Origin of the sequence: Nostoc sp. NMS7 (assembly GCF_017115085.1) — a bacterium.
GTDB lineage: Bacteria > Cyanobacteriota > Cyanobacteriia > Cyanobacteriales > Nostocaceae > Nostoc.
Map to the genome: position 1 here is coordinate 31202 of NZ_JABXKJ010000034.1, position 12660 is coordinate 43861.

The window sequence follows — 12660 nt, forward strand, 5'->3', positions numbered from 1 at the left end:
ATTAACTACGGGAGTGCAATTCCCAAAACTATTTTAACAACTATCAACTCAAAGGCTTGTGCAAATTCCTCATTTTCCCGAAGCTAATCATCCCCTGGTGAAGTCGCTGTTCCATCACAGTGACGATGAACTACTAACTCTGTTTCAACGCTATCCTGATGCAGGGAAGTATTTTACGGTGATTTTTTGCCGCTATAGTCCCATAGTCTATACCTTAATTCGGCATTCGGCGCGATCGCCTGTCCAGGCAGATTATCTGTTTGCCCTCACCTGGCGGCATATCTACTATGAACTCGGTGGACTAAATTTAACCGACTCTCAATCAGGTGAGGAAGCCTTAACCATGCAAAATTGGTTAATTAATATGACAGCTTTCTGTATTAACGAGATTAAACTACCACCTACAGAAGCAATTCATTATTCTCTCCAAGCGACTTCGCCGCCGCTATGGTGCTATGTAGAACAGGCATTAGACCAACTACCACCAGTTTTACGATTGATGGTGTTAATGGCTCAAACTTTCCACTGGAGCGAAACTAGAATCGCTGCCTATCTGCAAGCTGAAGGAGAAGCGATCGCTCCAAGTGAAGTAGCCAATTCTCTCCAGGAAGGCTATCGTATGCTAGAGGACAAATTACCCACAGATATCCGCGCTATATACTTCGGAGAAGATTTTGCTCAAGCATAATTTAAGTATAAACGCGTATATTCGTTGTCTTCAATTTAAAAACTTAAAACTTCTTCTTAGACTTTCTAGTTAAACCCGCAACTTTACGGGTAATTTTTATGAAACCACGGCTTGTATTTCCCAGCCAAAAGCTAGGCTTAATTTGTGTAGGTGCGATTTCTCCTCCCCAGATACTTTTACACAGCATTTTACTGTTTACTTTTTTGCTGAGTCCGATAGCGGCGGGTGCGGTTGATATTACCCAACAACTCCACCGCCCTTTAAATAGTTCTGTTGGACGACAATCAAGAGATGAAGCAGACAGTTTGCTGGGTATCGGTGAACAACAATATGCCTCAGGATATGCCGATAAAACAATTACGTCTTGCTTACGGGCACTAGAACTATATCACTCAATTGGCGACCTGAAAGCACAAGGTATGACTTATAATTTGCTTGCAAAGGCTTATGTCCAGCTAGGTAGTTTCAAAGAGGTAGAAGATTCTTTACGACGAGGATTAGCGATCGCTCATGATACTCAAGACTTCCAATCTCAGATTTTTGTGCTGAATAATCTCGGTACATTTCTGCTCCAACAAGGCGAATTTGCTGCTGCTGGTAAAACAGTTGATGATGCACTCGCAATTGCTCACAATGTCAAAAATATTGAAGGTGAAGGACTATCTTTGAGTAATTTAGGTTTGGTAGCAGCTAGGTTGGGAGATTACAACAAGGCGATTAAATTGTATGAAAATGCTTTAATATTCCGCCGTCAGACTGGTAATGCCATCGGTGAAGCAAATACCCTGAATAATTTAGGTGATGCTTATTTAGCATCTAAAAATTATCAAGATACCATTGGCACTTATGGGGTAGCAATGCAGACAGCTAAAAATAACCGCGATCGCACTAATGAATTACGCGCAATTGACGGTTTAGTTACAGCTCACAGTGCTGTAGGACGTTACCAACGGGCTTTTGACTTACTAGAACAACGTTTAACACTCGCTGAAGAATTGCAAAGTTTGCCAGAAGAATTAAAATCTTTTCAGTCCTATGCTCAATTATACGAGCAGCAAGGTAATTACCTAACTGCCCGCAATTTTTACGAAAGGGCAATTATACTGGCGCGGACATTAAAAGACAGCGAACAAGAAACGCAATTGCAAGATCAGCTAAGTAAAATGCATCAGCAAAAGTAGAAGTAGGCTATCGAAAATCTTTTGCATCGTTGAGAGTAGGGGCAATTCATGTAGCTTTAGCTGACCGCAGGGTATTGCCCCTACAGTTTTAGTCCTATATAATTTAACCCACGCCTTGCCTCTACTAATTCAAAAACACTGAACCGTTTCGTTCAATTCTCAAAGCACTTCTACCCTGTGCTGCATCGGTGGCTTCGTTGAATTTAACTTCCAAGCTTCCTGGCTCTGAAGAGGGTTGTGGAGTCACTATCAACTGTCCGCCATCTGGTCGTTGAAATGTCACCGTAACTGGTGCGTTTAAATCTTGCAATATTACATCTGACTTACCTTCTAGTGATCGCGGTGCTGTATCGCCGATAACTTGATAAATTATATTCGCCGCAGTGTCATTCACAAACCTGATAGTAACTTTACCATTAGCCAGTGTGATCGTCGCGATCGGGGTTTGTGGTGGTTGGTTAGTGGAACCCCCTTCTGGTATGGGCTGTTGAGTTTGATCTCCAGAGGCTGGGCGTGGTAGTCTGACACCTGGTTCTGGAGTTTCACCGCCGACACCCAATTTTCTTTGGTCTTGTGATGGGGTAGCAGGGACGGGAACAACCCCTTGAGCAGCTTGTCTTTGTCTTTGTGTTAGTGCATTGGGAGGACATCCCTGTGGTACTACAATCTGATTATTATGTGGTTCTTCGTAAAAAATTTTCGGACAAGGGTTAATTTTGGAAGTAGATTCTTGTGCTACTGCTTGAGAAATGGCTGGCAGACTAATCAGTAAGCCCCCACAAATAGCGCCAAATAATTCAGTGGACTTGCGAATTTTTGGAAATTTCATATTCATTATTGACTCCTAAAAAAACTTCAATTTTTATTTCTTAAAATATTTTTTAAAGCACTAAGTAAGTCAAATTAAATATAAAACCTCACTCTGCCTCCAGCTTCCCTCTCCTTACTAAGGAGAGGGATTGAGGGTGAGGTTTTATCTTATATTTAATTGTGCCTTCCTACTTAAATTAAATTATGGTGTTCAATTTTTCATTAGACCTCTTGCAAAAGTCCCTAACACCCCACTAGAAAATAAATTTCCTGCCTAATAGTTAAAGTTTGCTTGAGTGGACTGAAATCTTACATCTATCAAAGGAAACAAATATTTCTTGCCGAATCAAGACTCAAGAGTTATTGGTAAAGTGACAATAAATGTGGTGCCAATGCCTTGAGTGCTTTCAACTTGAATATGACCCTGATGATGTTCCACAATAGCTTGAGCGATCGCTAATCCTAATCCTGAACCAGTAGCGATCGCTGTTGCTGTATTCCCAGTTGTATGAGTACGTGCCGGATCTACCCGATAAAAACGGTCAAACAAGCGTGGTAGTGCTGACGCTGGAATTCCAACTCCGGTATCACTCACTTTAACTTGCAATTGGGCGCTGGTGTAACGTAGTCCCGAAACCCGATTTATTCCCTCTATCCGCGCCAATTCCACTTTTACCCGTCCACCTGCTGGACTGTAATGCAAAGCGTTAGCAATTAAATTTGTGAACAGCCGCACCAGTTGATCCCAATTGCCCACCAGCGTAAACCAATTTTCCAGTAATTCCGGGCTAGTTTCCGATGCGGGAGGATCAACTAAGTCTAAAGAAAGGGCGATTTCTTTTTCAGGGACTAACAATTGTTGTTCTCCAACCACCTCCATCAGCAAAGCGTCCATCGGACAAGCTGAAAAAGTATCTTTGCTAATACCACTATCCTGCCGTGCTAAAAACAGTAAGTCATTGACTAACTTACCCAAACGCTGCGTTAACCGTTCCACCACCTTTAACTGTTGCCGATACTGCAAAGAAGTAGTTGCTTCTGCCTCTGCTAAATCCAAGTCAGCAAGGGCAACTTGCACATTTGTTTGAATCAAAGTAATCGGACTTCTAAGTTCGTGAGAAGCATCAGCAGTAAATTGTTTGAGGCGTTGATAAGACTCATCTACGGGTTCCATCGCTTTACCCGAAAGAAACCAGCCACTTGCGCCGACAGAAAGCACCATTAACCCAATACCTAGCGCCAAATCAAAAATTAACTGGCGACTGGGTTTAGTGACTTCAAACCAGGGATGACTAACACGCAGATATCCTAATACTTGCCGTCCCACTTCTACCCGTTGTGTGACTTGGCGTAATAACAGTGGGGAATTTTGAATTTTGAATTTTGAATTTTCACTCTCTGCCTTGATTACGCGCACAGTTTCACCACTGCGATCGCCATGAATGGGAATATTTAAAGGTTCGGATAAAGTTGACCAAAGTAACTTACCAGTCGGACTAAACCACTCTAAGTCAATGTGGTCATCTTCTACAGTGCCCGTATTGTCACGAAAACTAGCTTCTACATTAATCCGGAATCGATCAGCATGGTTGTTGATTGGCTCAATCACCAAAGATCGCTCGACTATTTCCACTACATGGTTAAGGGTATCATCAATCCGCTCAATTAGGGTACTACGAACATATAAATAAACGCCACTAGCAAACAATAATAGTAATACAGCAGTGACGGCAGTGTACCAAATTGCCAGACGACGGCGAGTAGCCTGAAACACATTTGTTTCCTCAATTTTTTTAACTGAATAGACCTCTTGCAAAAGTCCCTAACACCCCTCCCCCAGCCCCTAAGAGCAGGCGGGGAGGGGAGAATTTGACTTAAGTCAAAGGCGGGGTGGGGTTCTTATTTTTGATTTATGCAAGAGGTCTAATATCCTCATAATTAATTACACAATGTCATTGCGAATGGAAAGATCGCGGTAGCGTCTGCAAGAGTAGCACAATCAAGCAACCAGAAACCCTGTGATTGTTTTTCTACACGGGTTATTTTATTAAGTATTGTGTATGTATATAAAATTTTATATAGCGAATTATACTATGCACGTTTTCTAAACGTTATTATAATTTTCAGAATTTTTACTGAAGTCATCCTGCGCTATAACCCGTATCGTTGATTACATAGCCCACCGAAAAGGGTAAGCAATATTCCTAGTTAATCCCGTGTCAGATACTTTTAATTTCCTGGCACTCTACCCCGTGAAAGCCACACTTTATCTCAGTTCAAAACAAGTTCTGAGGAATTAGGGTTGGACGTTATGAATTCGACGGACACGGTATTAAGGATAGATGCCAATTTGTCAACCAGCATATCAACTATTTAGAGAATTAAGTATATGATGTTACGCCGTTTTGCTTTAGCTTCTGTTTTACTAATCGCTAGTTCTGCTGCTCCCGCAATGGCAGCTACAAACAATGCTGACCTTGATGTTTCAGCTGAGATTGTAGCTAATTGCACTATCGCTACCGCTCCCCTCGATTTTAGCGCCTATGACCCAATAGTAGCGAATAAGACTACTGCTTATAATGTCAATGCAAGTGTGACAACAAATTGTACTACTGGTGCTGTAGCTACTATTACGTTAGGGCAGGGTACAAACGATACTGCTGGCACTCCTGATGCTCCTCAACGTCAATTGAAGTCTGGAGCCAACTTATTACCGTACTACCTGTACCAAGATGCAGGTCGTGCAACTGTTTGGGGAAACACAGCACTAACAGGTGTGTTACCTATTACTGACGGTACAAATCAAATTTCCACTGTTTATGGTCAAGTTCCGGCTAACCAAAACGTCCCCGTAGGAACTTACACTGATACTGTGGTAGCTACTGTCACCTTCTAACACCAAATAATTCTAGATGCTTTAGTGTCAGCACTCTCGAAAGAAAACTTGATTTTTTCAATCATAGCGGTGCTTGCTCATGAACACCTTCTGTCACTTTGGTTCAGGTAAAAATCAAAAGCTCTGATTTTATCGGTCTTGATGAATTTAAGCCTAAGTTGGATAGCCATAGAAGTTTGCAATTGCTTGGAGTAGGGGCGCACAGATGTGCGCCCCTACTCTGTATCTCATTCAAATGAAAATTGCTATATAGCGCTTCTCGTTTCTATGCAATACACTCTGACCTCACTTCCATTCCTCTCTCCTAAAAGCAGAGCCTCTAATCAAATAAGATTGCTATAGGTGTGCCTGAGTCTCGCTAAAGCGGAATATTTCAACAATTCATTCATTATTTACAAAAACTTTAATTTCTACAGTGTTTTTATTAATTATTTCAGTATTATTACTAATGCCAATTCAGTATATTGTTCATTAGATTACAGACTTGTATAATTAATAATTTGAAATAAAAATTCAGGGTTTCATCCCTGGCGAGAAGGCAAATGGGACTATCCCAAATTGCTACAAGTTTGCAGTGTTAAACAAAATTGGTAATGTTATGTTTTTCTTTAACAAAAAAAGTTCAATAATTTTGAGTTTACTGCTGAGTATGGGGCTGGTCATACCAGAGAAAGCTGGGGCGAGTAACTTCAGAGTCTCTCCGATTACAGTATCACTTTCTTCCAGGGTATCGAGTAAAGTTCTCACGGTACACAATGACAGTAATGAGACTTTACGCTTTCAACTTCACACCTATGCTTGGAAGCAAAATGCTAAAGGTGAGATGCAGCTTGATGCTACACAAGACGTAGTAGCTTTTCCTGGCTTATTTGCCTTAAAACCTGGGCAAAATCGCATCGTGCGTGTTGGCACATTAACCCCTGTAAGTTCTATCGAAAAAACCTACCGCATTTTTATAGAAGAACTTCCCCCAGAAGCAAAACCTAATCAACAGCAAAATGTAGTCCGCATCTTAACAAAATTAGGAATTCCTATCTTTCTTCAACCTACCAAGCAAGTTGTAGAAGGAGGTGTTGAAAATATTGTTGTTAGCAAAAATCAGATAAATTTTCAGGTCACAAATAGAGGCAACGTTCACTTTATTGCTCAGAAGTTGCGGATAAAAGGTATTGATGAGTCCGATAAAAGTGTTTTTGACCGCCAACGAAATGGTTGGTATGTTCTTGCTGATTCATCTCAGTCCTATGATCTAAAAATGTCTCAACAGGAGTGTAGCAAAACTCGAACTTTAGTAATTGAGGTCAAAACAACAGATAATAAGATGTTTACAGAAAAGCGGGAAATGCCCAAAGATGCTTGTAGTGCATCAAATTAAGCGTTATCCAGAGGCTAGCACAATTAAATCGTTCAAAAAATGCTTCTAATTTCAGAGGATATTTGAAAAGCTAATTTTTATCTATCCTGGCAATTAGAAATCCCGCCCCAGTTGTTCATAGGAAGAGGAAGAACCCGCCCAACACAGTGTTTCCCCATCGCTTCGGAAAAGACCGCACTGGCTTAGGCTATACAGACAAAACTTGCCTCCGCAGGTTATGAAACTCTTAATTTTTCCTGCTTCCCACGCAGGTGGACTTTGTTTGTGTAGTAGCGTTCGCGTCAGCGTGCCGGAGGCTCTATTCTATTCGCCAAAGACTTTTAAAACATCGTCTTAGAGAAACTTATTTAGTTAATGAGAAATTGGCATTCATTACAGTTTCTTGGTAGCCTCACTTTTTTTTTAGGTTCTAGCCTTGTAATCTGCTCTCAGGTGGCAGCACAAGATCAAAAAGCTATCTTAGAACTAACTGTTAACCAGGTTTCCCAAGGGGAAATTTTTGTTATATTACGGCAGAGCGATATTCTTGTTCGCACGTCAGACTTAGAAAAAGCACGATTACAAGGTTTCTCCGGTATTCGGGAAACCATAAATAATGAAATTTATGTCTCTCTTGTTTCACTAGCTCCTAATGTTAGCTATGAATATGATGAGAATAACCTAGCTTTGCGGATAACAGCCCAACCTCAATTACTAGGTTCTACCTCAGTAAACTTAGGACAAGAGCCACCAAAAAATATTGTCTATAGCAAAGACACAAGTGCTTTTTTTAACTATGCCTTCAATGTGCCGTTCAATGGGCAAGCATTTAATAACTATACTTTCTCTGGAGAGGCTGGGCTAAGTTTGAACGGCAACCTGCTATTTAGCAGCTTTTCGCGCAACGCAGACGGCTCCTTTCTGCGAGGATTAACAAATCTTACTATAGATCGTCCCAAAAACTTGAATCGATTGGTAATTGGGGATACTTTTGCTAATACTGGGGATTTAGGGGGCGGACTGTTTTTGGGAGGTATTAGCTTCTCACGAGAATTTGAACTGAATCCTTATTTCGTTCGCCAACCAACCTTTGCACTATCTGGTGCTGTTGTCAACCCTTCTACAGTAGAGGTTTTTGTCAATGGTCAACGGGTGAGTCAGCAAGAATTGCCCCCCGGTCAGTTTCAACTAAATAATTTAGTATTACCTGTGGGTAACGATTCTACAAAACTTGTTATCCGCGATGCTTTTGGTCGAGAACAGGTAATAACCTCACCATTCTATTTGTCTACAGGGCTTCTCAAGCCGGGGTTATCTAGCTATAGTTTTAACCTGGGCTTTCGTCGGCAGAATTTGAACTCTGATAGCTTGAATTATGGATCTCCTGTCTTCCTGGGTCAATATACTCAAGGTATAAGTAAATCCCTAACATTAGGAGGGCGTTTAGAAGTCTCGAGTAATTTAATCAGTGGTGGTTCTACTCTGACAACTGCACTGCCTTTTGGTGCGCTAGAACTATCTTTAGCCGCCAGTAGTGAATCAGGAGTTCCAGGTGCGGCTGCATCAATAGCCTATAGTTACTCCGGTCGAAGTTTTGGTTTCGGTAGTTCCGTGCGCCTATTCAGTAACAAATATGCCAACTTAAGCTTAAGTGCGTTAGACGATAGACCAAACTTAGAAATTAATGCTTTTATTTCTAAATCGCTAAGTCGTAATGTGAGCTTAGGTTTACAGTATGCCTTATCTGATTTTCGCGATCGCGGGCAGAGCAATCGAATTTCTCTATTCAATACTATTCAAGTCAGCAATCGGGCAAACTTATCTATAAATCTTAGCCGTTCTTCTCAACCTACAGAGTCTTCAATAAATGAGGTATCTATTGGGTTTAATTATTCTTTGGGTAACGCCAATGCCAACGTGAATCAGACGATCAATGATAAAAAACCTGTAACTACCTTATCTTTGCAAAAATCTGCTCCTGTTGGGGAAGGCTTTGGCTACCGCTTGCAGTTGAGTCCCAGCGAGGAACAACTACCAGGTAACGGTACCTTAAGGTATCAAGCTCCCTTTGGTATTTATGAGTTAAATTATGATCACAACAGCAACGGCGGAAATGCAACTAACCTCAATGCCTCCGGTAGCATTGTAGCAATAGGAAACAATATCTTTTTTGCCCGTCCTGTCACAGACAGCTATGCACTCATTCAAGTGCCAGGAGTTAGAGGAGTGCGGGGTTATATAAGTAATCAGGAAATTGGGCAAACTAATTCCAGGGGCAACCTTTTCATCCCAAACCTACTACCATACTATGGTAATAATCTAAGAATTCAAGATGAAGATATTCCACTAGACTATAGGGTTGATGCTAACGAAAAAGTAATTGCGCCTAGCTTCCGAAGTGGAGCAATTGTTCGTTTCCCTGTACTACGTATTCAGACTATAATCGGCAATATTTCTATAGAAGCATCAGGAAAAACTATAATTCCTGCTTATGGTCAGTTAACTGTAACTAGAAATGATAAACAAGTAGATTCACCTATTGGTAATCAGGGAGAATTCTATTTAGAAAATCTTGCTCCTGGTCGCTATGTAGCTAATGTAGAATATGCACAAGGTGTGTGTACTTTTGATTTGAATATTCCGCACTCTGACCAAAAAATACTTAATTTAGGAAGCTTAAAGTGCATACAGAACTCTGGAAAATAAGTAGCAAACTATGAAGAATCAGAAATCTATATTAATATTCGGAATTATTTTAAACTGCACTACTGCGTTACCTGCTTTATGCCAATGCACTGTAAACGTTAATAGTGTAAATTTTGGTTCCTACGATGTTTTTAATAATAGTTCCACAACGACTACTGGCACTATAAATTATGATTGTTCTATGGCAAGTCCATCTCCTACCTCAATTACTATTGATCTCAGCCAAGGTAATGCTGGATCTTATACTCCCCGGCAATTGAAAAATGGAGCTAATGTTCTTAATTATAATCTTTATCTAAACGCATCAGGAGGATCGATTTGGGGCGATAATATAAATAGCCTACACTATATGAGTTCTAATCTAAAAGATACTGTAACTATTTATGGCATCATTCCAGCTAGGCAAAATGTCAGGATTGGAACTTATACAGATTCCATTACAGCTACAGTTAATTTTTAGCACTACTGAGTCTACTTTAGTCCATTACTGCCAGCAACTAACTTGACAATAGCTGGTGCATCGTCAATGGTAAGAGCTTTTATACCGGGGTTAGTACCTTTGAGGATAGCTGCAACATTATCAGAAATATGGTTTGTGGGATCTAAGTCTCTCGAAAAACCTGTATTTCAGATGATTGAAAGCTGCTGTAAAAGTTAGCTACTATTAACTGTTGCCTCAGCGTTATGCTCAAGCACCATTTAACTTAATATGTTTATTGTCCCCCAGTTAAATGGGCTACATCTGCCTGCCCTTAGGTCATTATGGCAAAATCTAAGAAAAGCGCTACTCCCATCAATCTCAGCGATCCACAATATTATCTTAACCGAGAGTTAAGCTGGTTAGAATTTAATGCCAGGGTGTTACATGAAGCCTGTGACGATCGCACGCCCCTTCTGGAACGTCTCAAGTTTTTGGCAATCTTCAACTCTAATTTGGATGAGTTTTTCATGGTACGCGTTGCTGGTTTAAAGCAACAAGTAGAGGCGAAAGTTACCCTGTTAACTCCCGATGGGCGAACACCACAACAACAGTTAGACGATATTAGGTCTACCCTCAGTCCTCATGTAAAGAAACAGCACCAACATTTTGAGCAAATACTTCGACCGTTATTAACAAATCACGGTATCCATATCCTTGATTACATAGATTTGAATCAAAAACAGCGGACTCATCTCAATAGTTATTTTGAGGAACAAGTCTTTCCAGTTTTGACTCCCCTGGCTGTTGATCCCAGTCATCCCTTTCCTTTCATTTCCAATCTCAGTCTGAATCTGGCTGTTGTCGTCAAGAACCCAGACACCGAAGAAGAATTCTTTGCCAGAGTTAAAGTCCCCAGTGTTCTACCACGATTTTTACCAATACCGCCTGAGTTGCGAACTGTGGACAATGACAAACCTGCCCATTGGACAGGAGTACCTTTAGAACAAGCGATCGCTCATAACTTGGAATCTCTATTTCCAGGGATGAACATTCAAGAATATCATCCATTCCGCATTACCCGTGACGCTGATTTGGTCTTAGAAGAAGATGAAGCAGATGATTTGTTATTAGCGATCGAACAAGAACTGCGAAAACGGCGGCTAGGTGGGAGTCCAGTCCGGCTAGAAATTCAGTCCCAGACTCCTGAAATAGTGCGATCGCGATTATTGCAAGATTTGGAATTAACCGAAGGTGATCTTTACGAAGTAGACGGTCTTTTAGGCTTGCGGGATTTGATGTATTTTATGTCCTTGCCATTGCCAGAACTCAAAGATCCACCACGCCAATCCGTTGTACCATTACGCCTGCAACGACTCAGGGAACCGAGTTTAGATCCAAATATCCTGGAGACGGACGAAGGAAAAGACTTTTTTGCTGTGATTCGGGAAAAGGATTTGCTAGTACACCATCCCTATCAATCCTTTTCGGCTACAGTGGTGCGCTTTATTACCCATGCTGCCTATGATCCGAATGTGTTAGCCATCAAGATGACCCTTTACCGGACTTCTGGCGACTCGCCCATCGTCAACGCCTTAATTGCCGCCGCCGAAAATGGCAAGCAGGTATCTGTACTGGTGGAATTAAAGGCGCGATTTGATGAGGAGAATAATATTTACTGGGCAAAACGACTAGAAAGAGTTGGAGTTCATGTTGTCTATGGTTTAGTGGGGCTGAAAACCCACAGTAAAACCGTCATGGTGGTACGGCGGGAAAAAGACCGGATACGTCGCTACGTGCATATTGGCACTGGAAATTATAACCCCAAAACAGCACGGCTGTATACAGATTTGGGATTATTCAGTTGCCGTGAAGAATTGGGTGCTGACATCACAGATTTATTTAATTTCTTAACCGGATACTCCCTGCAAAAGTCTTATCGAGAATTGCTGGTTGCACCTGTGAATATGCGCGATCGCTTTTTGGCACTAATTCACCGCGAAATCGAAAATGTTCAAAATGGATTTTCTGGACGCATTGTTGCCAAAATGAATGCCCTAGTCGATCCAGAAATTATCGCCACTTTATATGAAGCTTCCCGCGCCGGAGTACAAATCGACTTAATTATCAGGGGCGTTTGTTGTTTACGCCCAGGACTCAAAGACATTAGTGAAAACATTCACATCATCAGCATTATCGGTCGCTTTTTAGAACACTCTCGCATTTTTTATTTTCATAACAACACACAGGAGGAAATCTATATTGGCAGTGCCGATTGGATGCGCCGCAACCTAGATCGCCGAGTGGAAGTAATTACTCCAGTAAAAGACCCTGATATTGCAAAAGATTTGCAAGAAATTATGGGAATTATGCTCGCAGATAATCGCCAAGCTTGGGAATTACAAGCCGATGGCACTTACATTCAACGGCATCCCTATGATGATTCTCCCGAAGCTAATTCACAAAAAATTCTCATGAATATGGCATTACGTTCAACTGGTGTAGCCTCAAACCTGATTGATTAAAAAATAAGTTACTTCTACCTTGACAACTAAGTAAGTCGTGGAGAAAATTTATAAGTATGTAACAAAGAGTTAAGCAGAAGAA

General features: G+C 41.1%; 9 protein-coding genes. 7 read left to right on the top strand and 2 right to left on the bottom strand.

Annotation, left to right across the window (positions count from 1 at the left end):
* Positions 1-58 precede the first annotated feature (58 nt).
* Entirely contained in the window at positions 59-688 is a 630-nt protein-coding gene (locus HWQ38_RS02750; protein ID WP_292789825.1) for a sigma-70 family RNA polymerase sigma factor, read from the top strand.
* A 98-nt stretch (positions 689-786) separates the two neighbouring features.
* On the top strand, positions 787-1869 hold the full coding sequence (locus HWQ38_RS02755) for a tetratricopeptide repeat protein (RefSeq protein WP_292789826.1): 1083 nt from the start codon (positions 787-789) through the stop codon (positions 1867-1869).
* 124 nt (positions 1870-1993) lie between these two features.
* On the opposite strand, the gene HWQ38_RS02760 is transcribed toward HWQ38_RS02755, so the two are convergent.
* Complete coding sequence (locus HWQ38_RS02760; RefSeq protein ID WP_292789827.1) at positions 1994-2704, bottom strand: hypothetical protein; 711 nt, start codon at positions 2702-2704, stop codon at positions 1994-1996.
* Between the two features lie 321 nt (positions 2705-3025).
* Positions 3026-4453: an ATP-binding protein gene (locus tag HWQ38_RS02765; protein ID WP_292789828.1), complete on the bottom strand. Its 1428-nt coding sequence runs from the start codon at positions 4451-4453 to the stop codon at positions 3026-3028.
* Positions 4454-5068: 615 nt separating this feature from the next.
* Between HWQ38_RS02765 and HWQ38_RS02770 the strand changes: the two genes are divergently transcribed.
* The 5 genes from HWQ38_RS02770 to ppk1 all read left to right on the top strand — a co-directional run bounded on the left by HWQ38_RS02770 (position 5069) and on the right by ppk1 (position 12578).
* Positions 5069-5575, top strand: a complete 507-nt coding sequence (locus HWQ38_RS02770; protein ID WP_292789829.1) for a spore coat U domain-containing protein — start codon at positions 5069-5071, stop codon at positions 5573-5575.
* A 631-nt stretch (positions 5576-6206) separates the two neighbouring features.
* A complete protein-coding gene (locus HWQ38_RS02775; RefSeq protein ID WP_292789831.1) occupies positions 6207-6950 on the top strand; it encodes a fimbria/pilus periplasmic chaperone in 744 nt (247 codons plus the stop codon).
* 432 nt (positions 6951-7382) lie between these two features.
* Positions 7383-9635, top strand: a complete 2253-nt coding sequence (locus tag HWQ38_RS02780; RefSeq protein ID WP_292789832.1) for a fimbria/pilus outer membrane usher protein — start codon at positions 7383-7385, stop codon at positions 9633-9635.
* A 10-nt stretch (positions 9636-9645) separates the two neighbouring features.
* Positions 9646-10095, top strand: coding sequence for a spore coat U domain-containing protein (locus HWQ38_RS02785; RefSeq protein WP_292789834.1), 450 nt, complete (start codon positions 9646-9648; stop codon positions 10093-10095).
* Positions 10096-10397: 302 nt separating this feature from the next.
* A complete protein-coding gene (ppk1, locus tag HWQ38_RS02790; RefSeq protein WP_292789835.1) occupies positions 10398-12578 on the top strand; it encodes a polyphosphate kinase 1 in 2181 nt (726 codons plus the stop codon).
* Positions 12579-12660 lie beyond the last annotated feature (82 nt).